Origin of the sequence: Daejeonella sp. (assembly GCF_030684675.1) — a bacterium.
In the GTDB taxonomy this organism is placed as follows: Bacteria; Bacteroidota; Bacteroidia; order Sphingobacteriales; family Sphingobacteriaceae; genus Daejeonella.
On sequence record NZ_JAUXXZ010000076.1, the window covers coordinates 112,676 to 138,761 of the forward strand.

At 38.7% G+C, this 26,086-nt stretch carries 18 protein-coding genes; 11 read left to right on the plus strand and 7 right to left on the minus strand.

The features are described from left to right. Positions 1–39 precede the first annotated feature (39 nt). The gene (locus Q8M41_RS16110) at positions 40–1,602 is read right to left on the minus strand and encodes a hypothetical protein (RefSeq protein ID WP_305366320.1); all 1,563 of its coding nucleotides are present in this window, start codon (positions 1,600–1,602) and stop codon (positions 40–42) included. A gap of 177 nt (positions 1,603–1,779) precedes the next feature. Here Q8M41_RS16110 and Q8M41_RS16115 point away from each other — a divergent pair, with 177 nt between their 5' ends. From Q8M41_RS16115 to Q8M41_RS16150, 8 genes are all read left to right on the plus strand, one after another. Next, on the plus strand, positions 1,780–2,841 hold the full coding sequence (locus tag Q8M41_RS16115) for a LacI family DNA-binding transcriptional regulator (RefSeq protein ID WP_305366321.1): 1,062 nt from the start codon (positions 1,780–1,782) through the stop codon (positions 2,839–2,841). A 145-nt stretch (positions 2,842–2,986) separates the two neighbouring features. Next, the gene (locus tag Q8M41_RS16120; RefSeq protein ID WP_305366322.1) at positions 2,987–4,387 is read left to right on the plus strand and encodes a hypothetical protein; all 1,401 of its coding nucleotides are present in this window, start codon (positions 2,987–2,989) and stop codon (positions 4,385–4,387) included. A 156-nt stretch (positions 4,388–4,543) separates the two neighbouring features. Further along, the gene (locus tag Q8M41_RS16125; RefSeq protein ID WP_305366323.1) at positions 4,544–5,896 is read left to right on the plus strand and encodes a DegT/DnrJ/EryC1/StrS aminotransferase family protein; all 1,353 of its coding nucleotides are present in this window, start codon (positions 4,544–4,546) and stop codon (positions 5,894–5,896) included. Positions 5,897–5,953: 57 nt separating this feature from the next. Next, the gene (locus Q8M41_RS16130) at positions 5,954–6,985 is read left to right on the plus strand and encodes a Gfo/Idh/MocA family protein (RefSeq protein ID WP_305366324.1); all 1,032 of its coding nucleotides are present in this window, start codon (positions 5,954–5,956) and stop codon (positions 6,983–6,985) included. Further along, positions 6,985–8,007: a metal-dependent hydrolase gene (locus Q8M41_RS16135; protein WP_305366325.1), complete on the plus strand. Its 1,023-nt coding sequence runs from the start codon at positions 6,985–6,987 to the stop codon at positions 8,005–8,007. Before Q8M41_RS16130 ends, Q8M41_RS16135 begins: the two co-directional genes overlap by 1 nt. 209 nt (positions 8,008–8,216) lie before the next feature. Next, positions 8,217–8,921 carry an ABC transporter permease gene (locus Q8M41_RS16140; protein ID WP_305366326.1) on the plus strand — a complete coding sequence of 235 codons (705 nt, stop codon included), beginning with the start codon at positions 8,217–8,219 and terminating at the stop codon, positions 8,919–8,921. 47 nt (positions 8,922–8,968) lie between these two features. After that, positions 8,969–9,685 carry an ABC transporter ATP-binding protein gene (locus tag Q8M41_RS16145; RefSeq protein WP_305366327.1) on the plus strand — a complete coding sequence of 239 codons (717 nt, stop codon included), beginning with the start codon at positions 8,969–8,971 and terminating at the stop codon, positions 9,683–9,685. Positions 9,686–9,692: 7 nt separating this feature from the next. Then, positions 9,693–10,685 carry an MlaD family protein gene (locus Q8M41_RS16150; RefSeq protein ID WP_305366328.1) on the plus strand — a complete coding sequence of 331 codons (993 nt, stop codon included), beginning with the start codon at positions 9,693–9,695 and terminating at the stop codon, positions 10,683–10,685. An 82-nt stretch (positions 10,686–10,767) separates the two neighbouring features. On the opposite strand, the gene Q8M41_RS16155 is transcribed toward Q8M41_RS16150, so the two are convergent. Further along, on the minus strand, positions 10,768–13,161 hold the full coding sequence (locus tag Q8M41_RS16155; RefSeq protein ID WP_305366329.1) for a TonB-dependent receptor: 2,394 nt from the start codon (positions 13,159–13,161) through the stop codon (positions 10,768–10,770). A 59-nt stretch (positions 13,162–13,220) separates the two neighbouring features. Then, the gene (locus tag Q8M41_RS16160) at positions 13,221–17,069 is read right to left on the minus strand and encodes a hybrid sensor histidine kinase/response regulator (protein ID WP_305366330.1); all 3,849 of its coding nucleotides are present in this window, start codon (positions 17,067–17,069) and stop codon (positions 13,221–13,223) included. Between the two features lie 354 nt (positions 17,070–17,423). On the opposite strand from Q8M41_RS16160, the gene Q8M41_RS16165 reads away from it, so the two are divergent. After that, complete coding sequence (locus Q8M41_RS16165) at positions 17,424–18,704, plus strand: acetyl-CoA hydrolase/transferase family protein (RefSeq protein ID WP_305366331.1); 1,281 nt, start codon at positions 17,424–17,426, stop codon at positions 18,702–18,704. 169 nt (positions 18,705–18,873) lie between these two features. After that, the gene (locus Q8M41_RS16170; RefSeq protein ID WP_305366332.1) at positions 18,874–19,047 is read left to right on the plus strand and encodes a hypothetical protein; all 174 of its coding nucleotides are present in this window, start codon (positions 18,874–18,876) and stop codon (positions 19,045–19,047) included. A 612-nt stretch (positions 19,048–19,659) separates the two neighbouring features. Here Q8M41_RS16170 and recA read toward each other — a convergent pair. From recA to Q8M41_RS16190, 4 genes are all read right to left on the minus strand, one after another. Further along, positions 19,660–20,670 carry a recombinase RecA gene (recA, locus tag Q8M41_RS16175; RefSeq protein ID WP_305366333.1) on the minus strand — a complete coding sequence of 337 codons (1,011 nt, stop codon included), beginning with the start codon at positions 20,668–20,670 and terminating at the stop codon, positions 19,660–19,662. Between the two features lie 130 nt (positions 20,671–20,800). Beyond that, positions 20,801–21,553, minus strand: coding sequence for an endonuclease III (gene nth / locus Q8M41_RS16180; RefSeq protein WP_305366334.1), 753 nt, complete (start codon positions 21,551–21,553; stop codon positions 20,801–20,803). 86 nt (positions 21,554–21,639) lie between these two features. Then, positions 21,640–21,831 (minus strand): hypothetical protein, encoded by a 192-nt coding sequence (locus Q8M41_RS16185; RefSeq protein WP_305366335.1) that lies wholly within the window; start codon positions 21,829–21,831, stop codon positions 21,640–21,642. A 65-nt stretch (positions 21,832–21,896) separates the two neighbouring features. Then, positions 21,897–22,493 (minus strand): RNA polymerase sigma factor, encoded by a 597-nt coding sequence (locus Q8M41_RS16190; protein WP_305366336.1) that lies wholly within the window; start codon positions 22,491–22,493, stop codon positions 21,897–21,899. A gap of 242 nt (positions 22,494–22,735) precedes the next feature. Here Q8M41_RS16190 and uvrA point away from each other — a divergent pair, with 242 nt between their 5' ends. Next, entirely contained in the window at positions 22,736–25,540 is a 2,805-nt protein-coding gene (gene uvrA, locus Q8M41_RS16195; RefSeq protein ID WP_305366337.1) for an excinuclease ABC subunit UvrA, read from the plus strand. Positions 25,541–26,086 lie beyond the last annotated feature (546 nt).

The following is a 26,086-nucleotide window of genomic DNA, read 5'->3' on the forward strand; positions in this document are numbered from 1 at the left end:
TGAATTTAATAAATATCTGAGTTAAAAGCTATTCCTGACTTATTTAGAAGCTGATGAAATCGCTTTCATTTTGCGTTCCCACCTTAATAATTCTGCTGTAAATGCAAGATTTTCTTCAGCCCTGTTCAAATAGGTTTTGCGGATCTCCTGATACACTTCCGGATTATAAGCTGCCAGTTCCAGCCATCCATGAAGAATAGGGAAGTAGGCAGCATGATCCCCACCTTTTCCATCAACAGCCCTGCGAATCCCGCTTCTGTCGGGAAGAATCACATTCTTTAACAGGGTATTTGAAAATCTCAGGACATCCTCCTTTGTAAATACTATTCCGGCGCGGTTGGCAGCAGTTACCATGGCAATATCAAGTACTCCATGTGAACTGTCCTCCACATTTGGGGAGCCTTTATAAATCATAACATTTGAAGAAAGCATATCCTCGGGTTTCCATCCGACGGTAGTCATAGGTTCATACCAGTAGGTCCATACATAAAGATTTGAATCCTGATTATACTGCAAACGATTTTTCAACAGTCTTGCCATCTTTTCAGAACGTTCCAGATATTCCTTTTTCCCAGTTAAACGATATAATACAAGTTGAGAGCTGGTATGCATACCCAGGAAATTGATAGGTTGTCCTACATTGTCCGCCGGAAATGATTCTCCTCTTTCGCAGGTTAAATAATAACCTTCACCCTGATTTGGGCCATTTCGCCATAAGTGGGCCGATGCATCAAGGTAAGATTCTTCGGCAGCTTTTATAAAGCGTTCAGCAGCGGGCCGGAGATCAGCCAATTCGCTTTTTTGTCTTGCGAGTTCAGCCAATCTGAGAAGGGGATGGTAAATGATACCCAGGTAGCCTGAATAAGCTAGTGTTATAGGCTCTAAGCTAATATTTTGTGCAACAGGTAAAGTTGATCCCGTGACTTTAACTCTGATCAGGTTTGATTTAACCCCTGAAAAATCTCCCGCACGGGTAGAATATGGTGACAATGGATCATTAACTATTTTTTCAATGAATCTTTCATCATTCGGATTTATACTCAGATTAGAATAGGTCTCATTTCTTTTCCAAAAACTGTTAGTTATCTTAAGACTAAAACGACCAGTTTTAGAATCCGGAACCAACTCAACTATGGTCAGGTTATTGTTTGCATAGGTGGTGGAGCGAATATTTACTGCAACATTGCCACTTGCATTGAGCAATTCTCCTTTTGCAACAACATATTTTAATCCCATGCTCCAGGCAGGCCTGATTTTTCCTGAACCATCACTTACACCCCGAATATCATCACGATGGGTCATCATACGATCACCTCTGCGTGCAACCTCCTTCAGATAAGCCGGATCATCTGTAGCCTCATACATATCTACGAGCGTTTCAAGTGTAGCAGCTTCGCCCCAGGCCAAAGCACTGCCATCCGGTCTGGCATCCCATGGATCTGATTCAGGAAGCTTAGAGATCAGCATATCTGCCCTGGCTCTGGATACTTCAATTGAATCTGTCCTGTAACCTGAGTTCATTTTGATTTCTGAACTTATCTTAATTCCGGAAACTCCAAATGGTATAATTAACACGAGAGAAATAGTGAATATGTTTTTCATTTCAGTCAATATTTTTTTGAAGGATTTAAAAGCTAATATTTTTTAATATCTGATTCACGGGTACGTTAACGAATATATTAAAAAAATGAAATGTTTCCAATAATTTGATTTGAAAAGCCAGGGATAAAAGTTATTATTGTGTAAGAGATACACTAAAAAATATTTTTGAAATTTGTTATGAAAAAACGAGTGAATGAACTTACGGGAGTAAAAGAAATTGCCAGAAGAGCGAATGTTTCAATTGCTACCGTCGACCGTGTACTTCATAACAGAAAAGGGGTTTCCAAACAAACCAAAGAAAAAATTCTCAGCATAATTGAGGAATTAAATTATGAGCCTAACCTGCTTGCGCAAAGGCTTGCTTCCAGAAAAATTCTTCGTTTAGCTACCCTGATACCCGAAATTTCAAAGGAAACCAGTTTTTGGGATGCCCCCTTGAAAGGAATAGAGCAGGCTGATAAAGAAATCAAGCAGTTTGGAATTATAATTGATAAATATTTCTACGATCAGAATAAGATTGAATCTTTTGTAGAGCAAACAAAAATTATTCTGGAAAGTAACCCTGATGGCATTTTACTTGCACCCTCATTTATTGAAGAGTCAGTCAGGTTTACAGATAAATGCAGGGAATTGAATATTCCTTATGTTCTGATTGATTCAGACCTTCCCAATGGTGGCAGCCTGAGTTATATCGGTCCAAATCTGTATCACAGCGGCTATCTTGCTGCCCATCTGGTGAGTTATTTGGTCAAAAACGGTGAAAAAATACTAATAGTAAATATATCGAGGGAGATCGACAATCATCATCATCTTTTGAAAAAGGAAGAAGGATTCAGGGCTTATTTCGACAAGCATAAAAAGTCTGATAATATTTTGAAAATTGATATCAGAGATACTGATCTTAAATCTATTGAGAAGTATTTGAGCAATACTTTTAATGAAAACAAGGATATCAGGATCGTTTTTGTAACTAATTCAAGAGTCTCTAAGGTCGCGCATTTTATTGAAAGCTCTAAAAAAGATGTGATTCTGATTGGATACGATTTTCTGAAAGAGAATATTGAGTACATGGATAAAGGAATCATCGACTTTTTAGTTTGTCAGAAACCGAAGCAGCAAGGCTACAGGGGACTCATATCACTTTATCAGCACCTAGCTTTCTCTTCTCCCGTAGAGAAGATTTATTTTATGCCTATTGATATTCTGACAAAAGAGAATAGCGCATTCTACAGAAATTAAATTCTTTTTTATCTCAATTAGTTTAATGCCGGCAGAAGGGTGGAAGAGATAGTGAGTAACCCCCTTTGCAGCTCATTCATAATTGTTTAACAGATACATTGATTTCAAAATACGGGGACTTGATTACTAATATCAGATTATTGCCATGAGAATTACATTAAAAACCATTTATCCTTTCCTTTTTTGTTTCAGTATATTTTTATTGGACATTAACTTTTCTGCTGTTGCTGCAGATTTTTATCCACAAACTGTTCAGGGGCAATTGAAACTGGCAACATTTGATGTAGACGCAACCCCACCTGTTGGCAGTAGTTTAACTTATGATCCGATGATCAATAGCTGGGACCTGGGTTTGAGGGCAAAGGGTATTGTGATCTTAGGTGCCGGTGAACCAATTGTACTGTGCTCAGTAGATTGGATTGGTATTGCAAATGATAGTCAGGATGAATTTAAACGCATTATGGCTGAAGCTGCAGGTACAATTCCTTCGAGAGTGGTAGTCCATGCTATTCACCAGCATGATGCACCCACTTCTGATTTTGGTGCAGAGAATATGCTCAAAACGGCCGGATTGAGCACACTGGCATTCGAAGGTAGCTATACGAGGGATCTGATCCATCGCCTGGGCCAGGCTATTCGTAAATCCATCGTTAGTGCTGTTCCTTTTACACATGTCGGAACCGGACAGGCTGAGGTTTATAAAGTGGCTTCTAACCGCAGGATTCTTGGTCCTGATGGAAAAGTTATGTATACCCGCACCTCAGCAACCAAAGATTCTGTTATTCGTGCTGCTCCCGAAGGACTAATTGACCCGATGGTTTCTCTGATCAGTTTTTGGAATAATGACAAACCATTAGCAGTACTTAGTTATTATGCCTCTCATCCACAAAGTTATTACCGTACCGGTATTTCCAATCCGGATTTTCCGGGTATTGCGCGTTTTATGCGTCAGCTTGCTGTTCCTGATGCACTTCACATTCACTTTAATGGGGCTGGAGGTAATCTTACGGCCGGAAAATATAATGACGGTGCTAAGGAAAACAGGCTGATCCTTGCAGAGCGACTGGCGGACGGAATGAAACGCGCCTGGGATAATACCAAACGTGAATCGGTAAGTCCGGCTTCTGTGAAATGGAGTATTGAACCTGTCGCCTTAAAGCCAGCAGCAGGTATAGAGAACCTTGAAGCAGCGATGAAAACACAAACTGCAGTATTTTTATCTAACAATCTATCCAAACTGGTCTGGTTAAAGCGCTTAGAAGCAGGTAAAAAGATTGATATTTCATTGCTTAGTATCGGAAATGCACGAATTCTGCATCTTCCCGGTGAGCCTTTTGTGGAATATCAGCTTGCCGCAAAAGCCGAGCGGCCGGACCTGTTCGTGGCTGTTGCAGGATATGGCGACTATGGTGTTGGTTATATTGGCAATGCAATAGCCTATTCACAGGGAGGTTATGAAACCGGACAGGCATCCGGTGTAACTGTCGAGGCAGAAGGAATCTTAATGAAAGCAATACATAACCTATTGACAGGAAAATCTAAATAAGTTCCGATCCTCTTGATTTGTTATCTTATTTTTAATAAATTCGGTTACGTACACGCTTATTTTTATATTAGGATATATTTTAACTCTTTAGCCATTTTGAGTTAAAGGGTCGTTTTAAACTTAATTACATCCCAGAAATCTGGATAAACATAAATTATGAAATTCAATGACTTAAGCAGAAGGAATTTTATTACTGCAGTTACAGCCACTACTGTTGCAACTGCTTTTTCTAACGTGATTCCTGCATTTGGAAATACCCCGCGTAGCCTCGGAAAATTGGCGATACATGGTGGAACACCGGTAAGAGTGAAGGTCTGGCCTAAATGGCCTGCAATGATAGCCGATGAGAAACTAATTGAGTCGGTTGTTAAAACTACCAAAAGTGGTATCTGGAGCCGAATTCAATCGCCAACGGGAACCGTAGCAACATTTGAGAAGGAATATGCCCGTTTGATGGGTACTCAGCTTTGTATTGGAACAGGATCGGGAACTCAGGCCCTGGCGACTTCGGTTGAGGCCATGGATTTTGGACCTGGAGATGAGATCATTACATCACCATACAGTGATTTTGGAACCGTTTCTGCCATTTTAACCAGCCGTGCTTTACCTGTATTGGTAGATCTTGACAGAGATTCATTTCAGCTTCATCCTGATGAGATAGAAAAGAAGATTAATAAGAACACGAAAGCCATTATTCCTGTTCACATCATGGGTATGCCCTGTAATATGGAACGTATTATGGCTATTGCAAGGAAACATAACCTAAAGGTAATTGAGGACGCCTGTCAGGCAAACTTTGCAAAATATCAGGGTAAGCAATTGGGAACAATTGGTGATTTGGGTTGTTTCAGTTTTCAGGCAAGCAAGCAAATCTCCTGCGGAGAGGGTGGTGCTATTATTGGAAATGATGAAGTTTTGATGGACAGATGTTTCACCGTTCAGAATCATGGCACCAATCGAAAAGGGTTTAATGTGACAATAGGTCCTAAATACCGTATGAATGAATTCGAAGGAGCAGTGCTGATGGGGCAGATTGCCGGTGCCAGAGAGCGTTTTGAGAAACGTAATGCAAATGCAGCTTATCTGGATGCTAAGCTTAAGGGTTTTCCAGGACTGGTTCCTCAAAAAAAGTATCCGGGAACCGAAAGTTCCGGCTATTACAAATATGCAATGAGCTATCGGAAAGAGCATTTTAACAATGCCGACAGAAGTAAATTTCTAAAAGCCCTTTCTGCAGAAGGGATTAATCTGAGCCCATATATTGCCAGAGGTTTTCATGTTGAGCCATGGGTGGACGAAATTATCGGATTAAGAGAATACAAGGCATTGTATTCACCAGCCCGGCTTAAGCGCTATAAGGAAGAAATGCAAATGCCAATTTGTGATTTGGTCTGTAATGAAGAAATGGTAGTCCTAGAAGGAGTAGCATCTTTACTGGGTAGCACTCAGGATATGGATGATGTAATCAATGCGATCATGAAAGTTTATGAGAACAGAGATAAGCTATAATTTGCTGTATCTTACTTTGAAGCCATAAGTATACAAACAAGCTTAATATAGATTTTTATGAGTAGTTACAATCGGAGAAATTTTATAAAGATGTCTGCTCTGGCTGGTACTGGCTTAAGTATTTATGGAAATATAAGTTCACTTTATGGTAAATCAGCCCTTGTAACAGGGAAAAGAGTCGGTATTATTGGCTTAGATACCTCACATTCTGTAGCATTTACCAAAACATTAAACGGCATAGATGCTGCCGCCGTTTATGGAGGTTATAAAATTGTTGCAGCTTATCCAAAAGGGAGTAATGACATAATTACCAGTGTTGAAAGAATTCCCGGATATATCGAAGAAGTGAAAAAGATGGGGGTGGAAATAGTTGCCTCTATTGCTGATCTGTTAAAGAAAGTAGATGTAGTTTTATTGGAAACCAATGACGGACGTTTACATCTTGACCAGGCGATGCAGGTATTAAAAGCACGCAAACCGGTATTCATTGATAAACCAATTGCGACATCCCTGGTGGATGCAAAAGCAATATTTGCAGCAGCAAAGCAATACAAAACTCCTGTGTTTTCTTCTTCGTCCTTAAGATTTATTACAGGTATTTCTGATATTAAGTTGGGAAAAATTGGCAAAGTGTTAGGTGCCGAAACCTTTAGTCCGGCAATTATAGAAAAGACGCATCCGGATTTATTTTGGTATGGTATTCATGGAGTCGAGCTATTATTTGCCATAATGGGTACAGGCTGTAAAAAAGTGACCAGAATACATACTAAAGACACTGATGTAGTAGTGGGTGTTTGGGACGATGGAAGGCTCGGAAGTTTTAGAGGTACGCGTAATGGCAATTATAATTATGGGGGAAAAGTCGCTGCAAGCGATTTTGGAGGAACCGTTTTTGGCGAAAAGGCAAACCTGACTTTAGGTGAATTTAAGGGTTACGATCCTTTGCTTGAACAAATTATCATGTTTTTTGAAACAGGAACAGCACCGGTGAATCCGGAAGAAACCTTAGAAATAATCGCTTTTATGGAAGCTGCTGATGAAAGTAAGAATAAAGGAGGGGCTCCGGTAAGTATAAAAGTATCTAATTAATGGATTCAATCACTCATATAGCACTTGGTGCATGCATGGGTGAAGCCTTCGCCGGTAAACAATTAGGGAGGAAGGCAATGCTTTGGGGTGCACTAGCTCAGAGTATCCCTGATATTGATTTTTTAGCCTCATTCTGGATGGATACCTCATCTAATTTACTGGCTCATCGCGGATTTACCCATTCATTTCTCTTCTGTTTAATATCAGGGCTAATTTTAGCATTACTGGCCGAGCGCTGGCACCGTCCCCATAATATTAGTTTATTAAAGTGGTTTATATTCTTCGTTTCGCTTATTTTTATTCATGATTTTATTGATGCATTCAATAATTATGGTGTTGGATGGTTTGAGCCATTCAGCCATAAGCGAATATCTTTTAATGCAATTTATGTAGCTGATCCTTTCTTTTCAATCTGGCCTGGTATTGCTTTATTAGCACTCTTGTTCTTAAAGGCTGGGAGAGATCGGCAAAAGAAAATCTGGTGGAGGTTTGGGCTGGGAATGTGTTCTTTATACTTTATCTATTGTCTGGTTAATAAAGCGGTTATCGACAATGATGTCAGGAGGATTCTGGAGGAAAAGAAAATTTCCTATACCCGGTATTTTACATCGCCAGCCCCCCTGCAGAACTGGCTCTGGTATGTGGTAGCGGGTGATAACAAAGGCTATCATGTTGGTTTTCGTTCTTTGTTTGACAGTAGCAAATCGATGGAATTTCAGTATTTTCCAAGAAATGACTCGCTCTTAAATCCAGTACTTGATCATTCGGATCTTCAGAAATTGATACGGTTTTCAAAGGGATTTTACACCGTGGAGCATCATGGCGATAGTTTGGTTTTTAACGATTTGCGTTTTGGTCAGATCGTAGGATGGTATAACCCGAGGGGGAAATTTGTTTTTCATTATTATTTGCAGCATCCTGAAGATAATGAATTGGTTGTGCAAAGAGGCCGATTTGATGGCTGGAACATTCAAACGGCCAAAGCGCTTATTGAAAGAGTTAAAGGAAATCAGGTTAAATAGATTCTGGCTCCGTTCTTGTACATAATCAAATGCTGATTCATGATAAAAATGAGTTTAATCAGTTATTTTATTGACATCTGTCAGGTTGATCATTCACACGATCAATTAGTTTTGTAAATAATGGGTATTTTGTATCTATAAATTGTATGTCATTATAGTCGGATTTAAAATCATTTTTAACCCTGAATGGCGAATTATTCAGATTCGCCTTGCGTTTTTTCAGGCATGGCTTGAATCCGCCTTTCGAATTTTCTGAATTTTTAAAACAATGTTATGTAATAGGTTATAAATCACTGCCATTGATAGGTCTGACAGCCTTCATTATGGGGCTGGTCCTAACCATGCAGCTTCGGCCATCTATGGCAGATTATGGTGTGGAAGCCCAATTGCCTGCAATTGTTGCAATTGCTGTAATACGGGAAGTAGGTCCCGTAATTACTGCCTTGATATTTGCCGGAAAGATAGGCAGTAGCATTGGTGCTGAACTTGGATCGATGAAGGTTACCGAACAGATTGATGCGATGGAAGTAAGTGGTACTAATCCTTTCAAGTATCTTGTTGCAACCCGGGTTTTAGCCTGTACATTGATGCTTCCTGTGCTGGTTATGCTGGGTGATGCAGTTTCCTTATACGGCGCCTATCTTGGAGTTAATATTCATACAAATACCAGCTTTACTTTATATTGGACCCAGGTTTTTGATAACCTGGTATTCGGTGATGTTTTGCCTGCATTTACAAAAAGTTTCTTTTTTGGATTTGCCGTAGGAATTATAGGATGCTATAAAGGATATAACAGCAGTAAGGGTACAGAGGGGGTAGGACGTTCTGCTAATTCAGCGGTAGTTGTTTCTTCTGTAATTATTTTTGTGATCGACCTGCTGGCTGTTCAGGTTACTGATATTTTGGGCTATTAATTAGTATGCACGCTGAATTAAAACTAGATATAAAATCAAACAAAGTAATGATTATCAAAGGATTGTGTAAATCATTTGCTAATAATCATGTTTTGAAAGATTTTAATCTTGAGCTGGTCAGGGGAGAAAGTGTGGTTGTTTTAGGCAAATCGGGTTCAGGAAAATCAGTTCTCATTAAATGCATTATCGGATTGATAAAGCCTGATAAAGGTAGTATTCATATTTTTGGTCATAATATTCCTGATCTGGATCATGACGAATTGGATCAGATCAGAGCTAAAGTGGGTTTTCTGTTCCAGAGTAATGCCCTATATGATTCGATGACGGTAAGGGAGAATCTGGAATTTCCATTGCGCAGGCACTGGTTGGAAGTAAACCAAAAGGAAGTGGATAGAATGGTTATTAACGCCCTTGAAGATGTAGGGCTTGCACATACCATTGATATGATGCCAGTTGAATTATCAGGAGGGATGAGGAAAAGGGTCGCATTGGCCAGAACATTGATTTTAAAACCGGAAATCATCCTTTATGATGAACCTACTACGGGTTTGGACACCATAACGAGTAAAGAAATCATCGAACTGATGGTAGAAATACAACAAAAATATAAAACTACCTCTCTAATCATTTCTCATGATATGAATTGTGTTCGTATGGCAAGCGACCGGGTTGTTATGCTGATAGATGGAAAATGTTATGCGAGTGGTACTGTTAAAGAAATAACACAATCAGTTGATCCAAAGGTGAAACTGTTTTTTGAATAGAATTTTTATGGCGAAGAAAATTGTTAATAGTGTGAGACTGGGGATTTTTGTCCTGAGTGGTCTGGCATTTCTTATCCTGCTGCTTTTTATGATCGGGAGAAATAAAAGCCTTTTTGGTTCTACCTACTTGTTAAAAGCAAAATTTGAAAATGTACAGGGATTAATTCCGGGAAATAATGTTCGTTATTCCGGTATCCAGTCGGGTACTGTAAAGAGCATAAAAATTGTTAATGATACCACTATTGAGGTATCAATGATGATTGATACAGAAATGCAGGAAATTATCCGTAAAGATGCAATTGCCTCGATCGGGACAGATGGTATTGTTGGTAATAAGGTTATCAATATCATTCCCGGAAAGGAGCATACAGAACTTGCTCAGGAAGGGGACGTTATTTTCTCCAAAAAACCAATAGATACCGATGCAATTCTCCAAAAATTGTCAAGTACTAACAATGATATTTCAGAAATTGTCTCCGGATTAAAGATTACTGTGCAGCGGGTCAATAGCAGTACTGCATTATGGAAATTACTAAATGATGAGACCCTCCCGAAAGAAATTCGCCAATCTGCTGTAAATCTTCGTTTAACTACATCCAGGGCCGGTATGATGGCTGATGATCTGCACACCATTATTGCTGATATGAAGGCAGGTAAAGGCTCTGTAGGGTTGCTTTTAAAAGACACTGCATTTGCATATAACCTTAATGAAGCTGTTCTTAAAATGAATATAGTTGGTAGCCAGGCAGATCGCTTAACCAATGATATTGGAACTATTGTGAAAGGTATTCAGCAGGATGTAAATTCGGGTAAAGGGCCTGCAAACGCATTCCTCAAGGACTCTGTAATGGTAAAGAACCTTAATTCAAGTATTGATAATCTCCGGAAAGGGACTGATGGTTTCAATCAAAACATGGAAGCACTTAAAGGCAGTTTTCTATTAAGGGGCTATTTCAAAAGGAAAGAAAGAGAGAAACAGGCAGAGAAACCTAAGCAATAATTGTTTTCAGACTTCTGATATCTTATCTTAAAGATGATTGCCTCAATTTAACTCAATTGTTTCCTGGCGAAATTCAATTGCTTTATTCCCTTTTTTTCTCCTGAATCTGATAGTTTAAGGTGAATACAAACTGCCGTAATGGTCTCACTTCAAATAGATTAAATTGCCAGGGATTAAGATAATTGACCCGGTTTGTAAAGTTCATCACATTTAATTGAGCACCCAGCTTTTTGTATTTATAACCCAGTGCAAGATCCATCGTATATCCTGCCGGAATAAGCAGCTTAGGGTCATTGGCAATACTTGAATAAAACTTGTCTTTATAAAACCAACCTGCACCGGCAGTTAAACCCTTCAGTATTTTTTGAGACTCATAATTTAACCAAACGTTTGAGCTGTATTTAGGAGCATTTGGTAGTAAATTTCCAGACGGATAACCCGGATCATTAATCACGCTGGTAATATTAAAGGCTGCTCCGGCTGTCAATGTAATTGATGAAGAGAGTTTACCATCTATATCAGCTTCCAATCCCCGGCTTCGGTGATGCCCCTCATAGTAAACATCATATTCGTCGTAATTGGGATTAACCGGATCCAGATAAACATAGCCATAAGGATTGCGCTTATTGATTTCAAAGACACTCAGACTTAATCCCAGTTTATGCTTAAAAATATTGGATTTGATTCCAAACTCCAGTTGATTGCTGATAGTTGCAGGCGGACTGGCATATTTCAGAAAATTTTGCGCAAAAATATCAGGAGAATTTATCTCATACCCTTCTGACCATGAGCCATATATCGAGGTCCATTGGTTTGTTTTATAAACCAGGCCAAGTCTTGGGCTAATTACGTTTTTGCTTATGATATTATCCTTATATCCCTCAAAACTGGTGCCTCCAAGCAGATTTTGAAAATAATGGTTACCCTGACTGGTTTTACCTGCTCTAATACCTGCTGAAAGATGAAGTTTATTCTTTAAAAGCATCAATTGATCCTGAAGATAAATACCACTCCTGGTAATTTGTGAAACATAAGGCCTGTATGGTTTTTCTGCTGGCGATGGTGCAGGTATGTTATTGACTATGGGTTTAAGCAAATTACTGGTGTCAAGAAGACTTAGCGCCCCTTCATTGGTATATCGGTACCTTGTGGATTGGTATTCAGCACCAATTAACAGGTTATGTTTAATGGTTCCGGTATAAAACTCTCCATTAGCTTCAATAGATGCTGATCCGTTGCCCGAACGCTGATGATAGCCATATGCTCTTCTGGCAAAATTTCCCTGATTATCAGGCTGGTCAAACCATAATCCAAAAGGCCGGTTCCTGGTTAGGCCATAAAAGGCTGATCCTTTGATCTTCCATGTTTTACCGAGATCATATTTTGCCGTTAAAAAACCGGTCTGATCACTGTAGAGGTATTTTCTGCCGGGATCCCCGAGGTATAAATCCGGCCTTAAATTTTTCAGTCCGCTGATTGTACCATCCTGTGAAACTAATCCAGCATCATCAACAGCTTCCGATGTTTTAAAAACTGTTTCTAAGCTTAATGACAGTTTAGTATTGATATCCCAGCTTAACGTAGGAGCGATAAATGAGCGCTTTGATGAAACCAAATCCCTAAAGCTATTCATTTGTTCAAAGCTGGTATTCAAACGATATCTAAGTGATTTTCCTTTGTTAAGCGGCCCGGTAATATCCAGTGAGGGTCTAATTAACCCCCATGAGCCTGTTTTGAAACTCAATTCAGTCATGAATTCCGGGAGCGGTTTTTTTGTCACGAAATTGATTACTCCTCCGGGTGTTGCATCTCCGAATAGGATAGAAGACGGTCCCTTAAGAAATTCTACCTGCTCAATATTGTCAGAGTAATTATTGCCCAGATTCCAAATCATAATTCCATTAAGCCGATAATTTTGTGAATCATTCAGATCAAATCCCCGGGCATTGAAAAATTGAGAAGAACCTGCACCACTATAGTTTCCCGTGAAGTTAAGACCGCTTATATTTCTGCTCAGGGTACTCAGATCAAATACAGCTTGCTGTTTAATCGTTTTTTGTCCTAAAACCAATATAGATTGAGGGATATCCTGCAATTCCATCAGGGTTTTTGTTGCGGTAGCACTTTTTACCTTTAAACCTGAAACAATTACCTCCTGCAGTGCATAGATGTCTTTTAAAAGACTTAAAGACAGGTTGGAAGTTTCACCGGAAATTAGAATTATGGGACGTCTTTCGGTAATATAACCAATTGATTTTATGATCATTATATACTTACCCGATTCTACCTTTAATAAAAAATGGCCACTTTCATCCGTAAATGTTCCCTGATTTGTCCCTTCCAGAATTACTTGTACCTGAGGTAGACCAAAACCATTAGAATCTATGATCTTTCCGGTAATGATTGCTCTGTTTTCCTGAGCATTTGCTATGAAAATAAGAAGGATCAGCGCGAGGGCTAATAAGATTGTTCTCATATAAATGTCAGGTATCTGAAAACCTGCTTCGTGCTTCGAATTTAAAAGAAATCAGATAATTAGGCGGATACCTTCTGCATTTTATTTCTGTAAATTTCCTGAAGTTGATGGATAAGTAATTTTACATCAATCGGTTTTGTAAGGAACTCATTCATTCCGGCATTTAAACACGCCTCACGATCTTCATTAGCTGAATTTGCAGTTAATGCAAGGATTGCCGGGGTCTTTCCATATAATTTTCTTATCATTCTAGCCCCTTCCAGACCATCTACATTTGGCATCTGTATATCCATCAATATCAGGTCATAATGTTTAAGTTTCATCATCTGCAAAGCCTCTAATCCGTCATTTGCAAGATCCGGGGCATATCCAAGATTCTTCAAAACCCTGAGGATAACTCTTTGATTCATTTGATTGTCCTCAGCAACAAGAATATTAAAAGGGTGTTTGGATGCGAAATGAGAACTGATCAACTTATCACTTTCATTTAATATCCTTTCTGTTTCTTTTAAGCTGGCTGCCTGCTCATTTTCTTTGCTTTCTCCAACTTTATAATTCAGGGTAAAGCTTACCCTTGTTCCAGCGCCTCTACTGCTGTCTATTTGAATTGTACCACCCATCATTTTAATAAGGCGCTGACATATAACCAATCCCAGCCCTGTACCTCCATGTTGCCTGGTGATAGACGAATCCAATTGATGAAAAGCCTTAAATAAATTTGAATGTTGCTCTTCGGGAATTCCAATACCAGTATCACTTACCATAAATTCAAGTTGCCTGATACTTTCAGTTTCAGAATTAATTTCGCGAACATGAACGGTTATTTCTCCTGATTCTGTAAACTTAACAGCATTTCCTACCAGATTAATTAAGATTTGACGAATTCGTAAACTATCCCCGATAATATATTTAGGAACATTATCATCAATCTTGTATCGCATGATAACCCTATCATTTCTTATACCTGGCTGAAATAAGCTGAATACGTCGTTAATACATTTTTCGAGAGTGAAACTATGTTCATGCAGTTCAATGTTTCCGGATTCAATTTTTGAGAAATCAAGTACGTCATTAATAATACTCAATAATGACTCTCCACTTTGTTTAATGGCTTTTGTATATTCAAGCTGTTCATGATTGAGCCTTGTTTCAGAAAGCAGCGTAGCCATTCCAAGTACACCATTCATTGGAGTCCTTATTTCATGGCTCATCGTTGCTAAAAATGTGCTTTTAGCACGATTAGCCCGTTCAGCTTCTTTTTTCATTTCCTCAGCAAGCAAACGTGCATTATATTCCTGATTCTTTTGCTTCAGCAGAATCTTCGTTTGTTTCTGAAGTTCCTGGTTTAGATTCTCAACATCATTAGTCTGCTTTAATATTTGTGAGGTTCTTTCATTAACAAGTATTTCTAATTCTGCTTTCTGCTTTCGTACTGTTCTCATTTTGAACCAGAAGAGCAGATATACTAATCCGATTAATAGCAAAATAACAAACATTCTGAACCACCAGGTCATCCAGAAGGGGGGAGTAATATTGATTCGTAAACTCACTCCTTCTGTATTCCAGATATTTTGATTATTGGAAGCAATTACCCTGAATATGTAAGTTCCGGGGTCCAGATTCGTGTAAGTCGCTTTTCGTTCTTTTCCTACATAATTCCAGTCCTTATCAAATCCTTCAAGTTTATAAGCATAATTATTATTCTCTGGAACTGAGAAGTCGAGCGCTGCAAATGATAATGTAAAAACAGATTGCGAGTGTTCAAGTGTAATTTCATCTGCAATGAGCAAGCTTTCTTTTAATGGAGAATTATCTACCCCGATAGGTACAACTTTATTTAGTATTTCCAGAGAAGTAAGAACGACTTTTGGTTTATTTTTATTCAAATTAAGGCCGGCTGGGTCGATAATATTAAACCCGTTAATGTTTCCTAATGCTATTTCTCCACTCTTTAATTTTACACCTGAAGCCATATTGAACTCCTGACTTTTCAAGCCATTATGTTTTCCGAAATTTCGGTACATTCCCTTTTCAGGGTCAAAACGAACAATACCGCTGTTTGTGCTGATCCAGATAAAACCCAAATTATCTTCAGCGACAAAATTGATGGTATTATTAATCAGACCATTATCTTCATTATAGGATTTAAAGGCCCCTGATTTTGGATTATACTGGTTGAGACCTCTTTCCATAGTACCAATCCACATATTACCTTTTCTGTCTTCAAATATAGTACTGATAATATTACTGCTTATCCCACTATTTGAAGTGTTTAAATGGGAAAAGCTTTGTTTCTCCGGATCAAAAATACTCAGCCCGTTACTATAACCTGATATCCAAATCCTGCCTCCTTTATCTTCAAACAGATATTGTATGCTGTTATCAGCTATTGTTGCCGGATTGTTATCATCGTGAGTGTATTTTGTAAATTTTTTGCTTGAAGGATCGTAAACATTTATACCACCACCATCAGTACCAATCCAAATCCTGCCTTTTTTGTCCTCCAGTAAAGCATATACTCCATTATTACTGATTGTATAGTCCCCTTTTCCAGCTTTATAGTGCTTGAATTTCCTGGTCTTCAGATCAAGATAATCCAGTCCGTTAGATGCTGTACCAACCCAAACACCTGTATTGGCTTTGTTTACTAAAACCTGGCTGGTATAATCACTTGCCAGGCTACCAGACTTATTTATATCGTGTTTATAAGTTTGGATTGTACTGGTCGAGCGGTCAAAATAATCCAGGCCGGAATCCGTAGCCAGAAAGAGGTTTCCTTTTTTGTCTTCGGCTATTCCTCTAACTATGTTTTTCGCAGTGGGCGTATTATCAGGAGAATATTTAAATGGCATGAAATAGGATAAATTTCTGTCATATTTTAAAATCCCATGGCTTGAGGTTCCTACCCATAAAATGCCTGAATTATCATTTAAAAGTGAGTAAATACCATCATCAGGAATTAAACTCTGTATTTGTTGATTATCCCCAATACTTATTTTCTTTTTAAGTTCAGTGTCAAATAATTGAAGTGTCGTGTTTGATCCTATCCATAACTTATTTTGAATTCCGATAGCAAGCGTAAATACAGGATTGATCTTGTAAGAAGAGTTTTTTTCCGGATCGATGGCGAAATAAGTAAATTCTCCAGTATGTTTATTTATCAGATTCAGGCCTTCGTAACTTCCTGCCCATAATTGCTTTTGATTGTCCTCAATAATAGTGTTTATAAAATTATTGTTTAGATGCCCGGAACGTTTATCAGAAAACCTGGTCCATTTTCCGGTATCTGAATTAAGAAGATTCAACCCATTATCTGTTCCAACCCATAAATTATTCTCCGAATCCTTATAAATTGAAATAATATTTGAACTGCTCAGCGAGTTTTTATCTGATGAATTATGAAAGAAGTGCTGAAACCTTTCTGTTTTGCTGTCAAACAGATTTAGACCCTTATTGGTAGCTACCCAAAGATTTCCATTTTTATCAACTAAGACCTGATTGATTTTATTGCTGCTTAATGATTCTTTTACTTTTGAATCATGCCTGTAATTAATAAAAGTTCGGTCAGATCTCCTGAATTTACTGATGCCCTGGGTTCTTGTACCAAGCCAGAGATTACCATCTTTATCTTCGCTGATCGTTTGGATATAGTTTGAAGGGAGGGAATGCTTATTATTATCGGAGTACTTGTAGACGTCAAACTTAAACCCATCATATTGGTTCAGGCCATCTTGTGTGCCGAACCAAATGAAGCCAAACTTATCTTTATGAATGCTCAGAATGGTGTGCTGTGAAATGTCGTTGGTACTATTTAGCTTGCTCAGGTTGAACTTCGGTTTTTGAGAAAAAACCTTGATCGCCGAAAAGACAATTAAAAAAATGAATAAATAGTAGTTCTTCTTTCGCATCAGCTTTAATAAACTCAATATCTATGCCTTAGCAAACTGATTTATATGACATTTGATTAATTAATCTCATTTTAACCCGTGTTTAATAATATTTCGTACATCATTAAGTAATTTTAATTTAAAGTGATTTAAATTATTGCTCATACTGAAGTCTTTAAAGGCAGAATTGAGTACTATTTTCCCCATTTTGTGTAAACTTATCCCCTTTAATTATTCCACTATAAGATTGTTTTTTCAAACCACCAATTGGACTCGTCGTACTGATCAATTTGCTTTATATTTTATTGTATTTCAAGATTTAAAGCTGGATTGATTAACTTCCAGAAATAATTAAAATAGTCTGAAAGTATAAAAATGGTAGTTAATTATAGCACAGCTGAAAATGCTGTCAAAGAAATAAAAAGTGGACAGCGGGTTTTTGTGCATGGAAGTGCCTCAACACCCATGAGCCTGTTAAGGGCGCTTTTCTCCAGAAGTGGAGAATTAAGGAATGTTGAATTAGTGAGCATTACTACTCTGGGCGATGATCTGTTTAACAATCCTGATTTCGGAGCTAGTTTTTTCATGAATTCACTATTTGTTTCTCAAAATGTCAGGCAGATCGTCAACGGGACAAATGGTGATTATATTCCTGTGTTTCTGAGCGAGATACCTATTTTATTCGATAAAGGTATTCTTGCTTTGGATATTGCACTCATTCATGTATCAGAACCTGATAAACATGGTTTCTGTTCACTTGGAACTTCAGTAGACATTGCCCGATCAGCGGTTAAAAACGCAAAACATATTATTGCACAGGTAAATAAACAAATGCCCAGAACTCATGGGGATGGAATCATTCATATCAGTGAAATACATACTCTTGTTAGTGTTGATGAAGCCTTACCGGAAGTGAATTATGGAAACAGGGTTGATGAGACAGCCATGACTATAGGCAGATTTTGCGCTGAATTGATTGAAGACAGGTCAACTCTCCAAATGGGTATTGGTGCAATACCTGATGCTGTTCTTTCATGTCTTAAAGATCATAAAGATCTCGGAATTCATACTGAAATGTTTTCAGATGGTGTCATTTCTCTTGTAGAAAATGGTGTTATTACCAATAAATTCAAGAAAAAGCATCATGGAAAGATTGTTACGGGTTTTGCGATTGGTACCCGAAAATTATATGATTTTGTCGATGATAATCCCCAGGTAGTATTTCTTGAGATTGATTATGTGAATGATACCAAGGTGATTCGTGCGAATCCCAAAGCAGTTTCTATTAATTCTGCAATAGAGATTGACCTAACTGGTCAGGTATGTGCCGATTCAATCGGCACTTATCAGTATTCAGGGGTAGGTGGACAAATAGATTTTATGAGGGGGGCTGCATTATCGGATGGGGGGAAGCCAATCATTGCCCTGCCTTCTACCACAAAAACCGGTGAATCCAAGATAGTTCCATTTTTGAAAGAAGGGGCGGGGGTAGTTACCACACGGGCACATGTTCATTACGTTGTGACAGAATATGGTGTTGCCTATCTTTTTGGAAAGAATTTGAGACAGCGGGCGATGGCGCTGATCGCTATTGCTCACCCTATGCATAGGGAATGGCTGGAGAAAGAGGTGATCAAGCGATTTGATATGAAATGAACTGAGAATCTCCAGATTTATCAAAGGGTTGAAGCCTACTTTTATTTCTTATAATTTAGGAAGGAACATTATGAAAGCATATCATTTAAAATCACATGTATCTGATTTTAAATGATATATTTACTAAACCACTCAAAACTCTACTCAACAATTCTAAAAAAAAAGTATTATGAAAGCACCTTCGGCTCCAAAGCAAATAACCTGGATCATTGGATTAATATGTGGAATTTTAGGAATAGTCGGTCATTACACTGATGTCCCGTTTCTGACTGAGCATAACTATACTTTATTATTAATTGGTTTTATTGCTCTGGCTGCAGGAACTACCTTTAAGGATATGTAAATTTCTGTTTGCTTATATTCTGATATTGAACATCTTATGATGGTTTATCAAAATTGCTATGCCCTGAATTTTTATTTTCTTTATCCATGGTAAGATTGAATACTCTTGTGGTCTATCATCAATTAAGGAATCATTGTTGTCCGGTAAAAATAAAATGTTTAAAAATATCCTTTTAAAAAGTATCGTAAACGATTTTATTTCCTGATTTCAAAAAGCAAACCCCGCTGTTAACGCACTCGCTCAATAGGCCCCGCTTTTAAGCGGGGTATACAAGGGGGATATTCCGGGCTTCAGCCCGATTAAATGTTGTCGGCGCTGAAGCACCGGTTTACGTTATTTTCTAACCTGCTATATGTGGGGCTGAAGCCCAAATTGAATCACGCCGATTACAACCCGCCTAAAGGCGGGCCCTATTGAGCGATACTTCTATACCCGAGATTAAAATAAACAATCATTAAGAAAATACCCTCTTTCCTAAATATGGCAAGAGTTTCAATTCTGCTGCCGGGCTAAACCTTAATAAAAACTTTTCCCCGGACACTACTGATTGCAGAATTAGAAAATACTTTTTAGCAAAAAAAATCCCGCTCATTTTAAGCGGGATTTTTTTGTTTATCTTTTTTCTTCCAGATGATCGGCGGTTACGCTAGCCTTGATCTTGGCTTCGAGCTCGTCCATCAGATCAGGATTGTCTAACAATAATTGCTTCACCGCATCCCGGCCCTGGCCTAACTTGGTATCACCGTAGCTGAACCATGAACCTGCTTTCTTAATGATGTCGAAATCAACACCCAGGTCAACGATTTCACCTGCTTTGGAAATCCCTTCTCCAAACATGACGTCAAATTCTGCAATTCGGAAAGGCGGAGCAAGTTTGTTTTTTACAACCTTAACCTTAACCCTGTTTCCTGAAACCTCATCAGTATCTTTTATCTGTGAAATTCTGCGGATGTCTAAACGTACCGAAGCATAAAATTTCAGGGCATTTCCACCAGTGGTGGTCTCCGGACTTCCAAACATAACACCTATCTTATCCCTTAACTGGTTGATGAAGATACAGCAGCATCCTGTTTTGGAGATGGTACCGGTTAATTTCCGCAAAGCCTGCGACATTAAGCGTGCATGCAAGCCCATTTTGGAATCACCCATTTCACCTTCGATCTCTGCCTTTGGAACAAGCGCAGCAACTGAGTCAATTACGATAATATCTATAGCCCCTGAACGAATCAGATTGTCGGCAATCTCAAGGGCCTGCTCGCCATTATCGGGTTGGGAGATCAAAAGATTTTCGATATCTACCCCTAGCTTGCTTGCATAAAATTTATCAAAAGCATGCTCAGCATCAATAAATGCTGCTATGCCGCCTTTTTTCTGAGCCTCGGCAATGGCATGAATAGCCAGGGTTGTTTTACCTGAAGATTCAGGACCATAAATTTCTATCACACGGCCTTTTGGTAATCCTCCAATACCGAGGGCGATATCCAGGCTGATTGAACCGGTTGAAATCGCTTCTATTGCTTCTACCGCATTATCGCCTAATTTCATGACGGTTCCTTTTCCGTATGATTTTTCAAGTTTATCCAGCGTAAGCTGTAAAGCTTTTAATTTATCTGCGTTGCTCATTATTTTAGTTTTATGTCCTCAAATTTATAGTAAATATTTTAGAATGCTAAAAATATTATCAAAATGTTATTTTAGCAGCTCTCAAAATTCAAGATATTGAATTAAACTCTCAAAAAATTATAGTAAATAATTATATCGCTTTTAATTTTTTAAGGGCTTTGGCTGTCTTGTCAGCCAGTCTTTTCTTTTTCAGCTCATTTGCCTTTTTCAATTGTGCTTTCTCAACTTTTTGGAGAGCGGTTTCAGTTTGACTTTGCTGATAATATTTGCAAATTTCTGTCAGAGGGCAACTCTGACATTTTGGGCTTCTTGCCAAACATATATAACGTCCATGAAGTATGAGCCAATGGTGGGCAATATGAATTTTGTCTTTGGGTAGATAATTTACCAATTGTTTTTCCACTGCCAATGGCGTCTTTGCATTTCTGGTTAATCCTATTCGATTGGAAACCCTGAATACATGAGTATCTACGGCCATAGCAGGTGCATTGAAGATAACGGATGCAATCACATTTGCGGTTTTCCGGCCTACACCAGGCATCTTTTGAAGATCATCAATATCTGAAGGAACGACACTGTTGAACTCGGCGACTAGTTTTTGGGCCATGCCCACAAGATGTTTGGATTTATTGTTCGGATAACTTACACTGCGAATGTAGTTAAATACTTCTTCAGGTGTAGCTTCAGATAAGCTTTCAGGATTCGGATAACGCTCAAATAGTTTTGGTGTTACCTGGTTTATCCGCTTATCTGTACATTGAGCAGATAATATGACTGCAACCAATAACTGATAAGGGTTTTCATAAAGCAGTTCAGTTTCTGCCTCAGGCTGATGAGATGAAAAATATTCTACAAAAGCTTTATATCTGTCTTTTATTAGCACAGAACAAATATAAATGGATTGGCTGATCTTACTTCATTAATGAAACAAAAAAAACCGGTCCCCAGGACCGGTTTTTTTTCAAATTCTTACAATGATTTAGAATAATCCAAAAGACTGCTGATCGTTTTTTCAGCAGGATTTCTGGCTAAGGTGTTCAAATCTGATTTTATTGATGAGTAGAACGATTGTTCATCCTCTCCAAGATCGTCAGCATTTAAGCTGCTTTCAGCTTTTGTTTTGGGTAATGAATTTGTTGCAGGGGTAGAAGTTTCTATCATAAGCGAGTGTTTTTTAGATTTAAACGTAGCTGTAACAGAAATGTTTTGTCGGTCTGAAAATATTTTTAATTATTTTTCAAACTTAATTCCCTGGTTAGCATCATTTTGCGCAAATTGTTCAGTGCATATCGCATGCGGCCTAAGGCAGTATTAATACTTACTCCGGTGATGTCTGAAATTTCCTTAAAACTCAAATCACCATAATGACGCATAATCAGCACTTCTTTTTGTTCTGATGGTAAATGGTGGATTAGCCCCCTGAGATCCTGATAAGTTTGTTCACGGATGATCTTGTCTTCGGTGCTTTCATCATAGAACTTGATAACCTCAAAAATATCGAAGCCTTCAACTGTAGTTACCCCAGGAGCACGCTTCACTTTCCTGAAATGATCGATCACTAGGTTATGGGCAATCCTGATCACCCATGGCAAAAACTTGCCTTCTTCATTATACCTTCCGGCTTTCAGTGTATTGATAACCTTAATGAAAGTGTCCTGAAATATATCCTCTGCCAGATAAGAATCTTTGACGAGCAGATAAATGGAGGTATATATTTTGGATTTATGCCTGCGAATGAGCTCTTCCAGACTTGGCTCATGGCCATGGATATATTGATTTACCAGCTCCTGATCGCTAATCGATTGAATATTTATAGCACTCATACTTTAAATTCTCCTTAATGTAAATTCCCAAAAGATATTGAAGTAGAGTTTATTCGATAGCAGGTCTCCTACAAAGATTTAAAATGTGTTGGTTAGTTTTTTCAAATGAAGCAAAAATTTTGCCAAAATCAAAGAATATTTGATCCGCCCTCGATAATAAGTTCATATAGCTGTATTTTTGCATTCCGAATTTGAGGTATTTTTAATAGATATACGAAAAAAAAGTAGTTTGGAGTTTTAGAATGAACAAAGAGGCGGAAAAGGATCCTAAGAAGTATATTATCATTAAGGGCGCACGTGTCCATAATCTGAAGAATATTGATGTGGCCATCCCTAAAAATAAATTGGTGGTCATTACCGGTATGTCAGGATCAGGTAAATCTTCATTGGCCTTCGATACATTGTATGCCGAAGGTCAGCGACGATATGTAGAAAGCCTTTCCTCCTATGCGAGGCAGTTTATGGGGCGTATGAATAAGCCTGATGTAGATTATATTAAAGGCATCGCTCCCGCGATTGCTATTGAGCAAAAGGTAATTACCAGTAATCCCCGTTCAACGGTTGGCACTTCAACTGAGATCTATGATTACCTCAAGTTGTTGTTTTCCCGAATAGGGCGGACAGTCTCTCCTGTTTCAGGAAAAGAAGTGAAAAAGGACACAGTCACTGACGTGATCAATTTTATTTCCGGCCTTGAGCCCGGAACCTCAGTAACGGTCTTATGCCCTCTGCATGCTCACAATAACCGATCACTTAAGGAGGAATTGGCAGTATTGTTACAGAAAGGCTTCACCCGTGTGATGATTAATGATCACTTGTCGAAAATTGAAGAACTTTTGGATGATCAATCAAGCGGGAATTCTCAATCAGGTGCCGATGTGGATATAAAAATTGTTATCGACAGGGTATCAGTTTCTGATGATGAGGAGACTTTAAGCCGTCTGGCGGATTCTGTTCAGACTGCATTTTTTGAAGGCAGGGGAGATTGCTTGCTGGAAGTGAAGGGTAGTATGCATTTATTTTGCGATCGTTTTGAGCTCGATGGATTGCGCTTTGAAGAACCTAGTCCCAATTTTTTCAGCTTTAATAATCCTTTCGGGGCATGTAAGCGTTGTGAGGGTTACGGTAAGATCATTGGAATTGATGAAGATCTGGTAATTCCCGACAAAAGTAAATCTGTTTATGATGGGGCAATTGCACCCTGGAGAGGTGAAAAAATGGGGGAATGGCTTAACAAACTGGTTAAGAGTGCTCTCAAATTCGATTTCCCGATTCATCGTTCTTATAATCAACTAAGTACTGAGCAAAAGCGATTGCTGTGGACAGGAAACGAATATTTCAGCGGACTTGACGATTTCTTCAAGGAGTTGGAAACTCAAACATTTAAAATTCAGTACAGGGTGATGCTTTCCAGATATAGAGGAAAGACAAATTGTCCCGAATGTTTGGGAAGCCGCCTTCGTCAGGATGCATCTTATGTCAAGATCGCCGGACATTCAATTACAGATATTGTGTTGATGCCATTGGATAAGGCTCTTGAATTCTTTCAGGGGCTGGAACTGGATACCACACAGCTAAAGATTGCAAAGCGTTTATTAATGGAAATTACAAATCGTATCAAATTTTTGAATGATGTTGGTTTGAGCTATCTCACGCTTAACAGGTTATCGAATACCTTATCCGGAGGCGAATCCCAGCGGATTAACCTGGCCACTTCTTTAGGCAGCTCACTGGTTGGTTCAGTCTATGTGCTCGATGAACCGAGTATTGGTCTTCACCCAAGGGATACTCATCGTCTTATTGAAGTCTTGCGCTCATTAAGGGATGTAGGAAATACGGTTCTGGTAGTAGAGCATGAGGAAGAGATCATGCATGCTGCCGATCATATCATTGATATTGGCCCTGAAGCAGGAACACACGGCGGCAACCTGGTGTTTACAGGCAGTTTTGCTGAAATTTTGAAAGATGAGCAAAGTCTGACCGGGCAGTATCTCAGTGGAAGACAATCTATCGCCATACCATCACAGAGGCGTAAATGGAGTGATTTTATTGAAATTAAAGGTGCCCGTGAAAATAACCTGAAAGAGGTTGATGTCAAATTCCCTTTGAATGTACTTACCGTTGTTTCCGGGGTGTCAGGTTCAGGAAAAACCTCCCTGGTTAAACGAATATTACAGCCTGCGGTTCAGAAAGCGATCGGTAATTATTCGGGAGAACAAACAGGAGCCTATGACGCTATTGGTGGTGATTTCAATAAAATTGAACAGGTTGAGATTGTGGATCAGAATCCGATAGGACGTTCTTCGCGCTCAAATCCGGTGACCTATGTGAAGGCATGGGATGAGATCAGGAATCTATTTGCTTCTCAGGGCCTTGCAAAAGCCAGCGGACTCAAGCCTTCTGCTTTTTCATTTAATGTTGAAGGAGGACGTTGTGATGTTTGTCAGGGTGAAGGTGAAGTGAAAATTGAAATGCAGTTCATGGCAGATATTTACCTTCCTTGTGAAGCCTGTGAAGGAAAGCGATTTAAGCAGCACGTGCTCGATGTGACCTATAAAGAGAAGAACGTTTTCGAAGTATTGGACATGACCATAGATGAGGCCCTTCAGTTTTTTGATCATGAACCAAAAATTCTTGCGAAGATCAAGCCTCTTGCAGATGTGGGTTTGGGATATGTGCATCTGGGTCAATCTTCCAATACTCTCTCAGGAGGAGAAGCTCAGCGGATTAAGCTCGCCTCTTTCCTTGTTAAAGGCAATAACAGCAGCAAAACCCTGTTCATTTTTGATGAACCGACCACAGGTCTCCACTTTCATGACATAAAAAAATTGCTCAAGTCTTTCGATGCTTTGATCGTTCAGGGCAATACCATTATTGTTATTGAACATAATATGGATGTGATCAAATGTGCCGACTGGGTGATTGATATTGGCCCCGAAGGAGGAGAAAAGGGTGGTACGGTTGTTTTTGAAGGAATTCCTGAAGACTTAATCAAAGAAAAAAACTCTTATACCGGCAAATTTTTGAAGGAGAGGTTCAAAGGGTAGGGTTGAAGGTTCAAAACAATTTTCATTAGAATACGAAGTACAAAATTAGCCTGATAGATGAAATTATTTTCGCACTATTTCAATAGATGCGGCATTGTTGAGGTGTAAGGTTTTGAAAATATTTTACAAACTTAAATTTATGGAAAGGTGCTGTTGTGGTTCTTTCGTTATTTCAGTCCGGCGCTCTGCTTTAGTTTTTTGCTATAAAAAATCGTAAGAAGCAGAAATCCTGATCGCAAAAAAACTACCGCTGCCGCCCCGGTTTAGTTTACCTGAGGCGGAAGTTCTTTTGTCAGCAACTATTAAGGAATATTTCATTTATAAGAATTTTGCTAAAAATACTTATGTCCTGACCATCTAACCCTACTATATATTGAGATTTTACTCCTGAAATTAGGCATCCAACCGACCCCGATTTCTATGATCTATGCAACTAATCTTTGATAATTTTTTTCATAGGGTCGGTTATTGTTGACACATGCAAAAATCCGGTGGATTAACTTGTTTCTAACTGCATTCAGCGTACTCATTTTATTCTTATTCTCC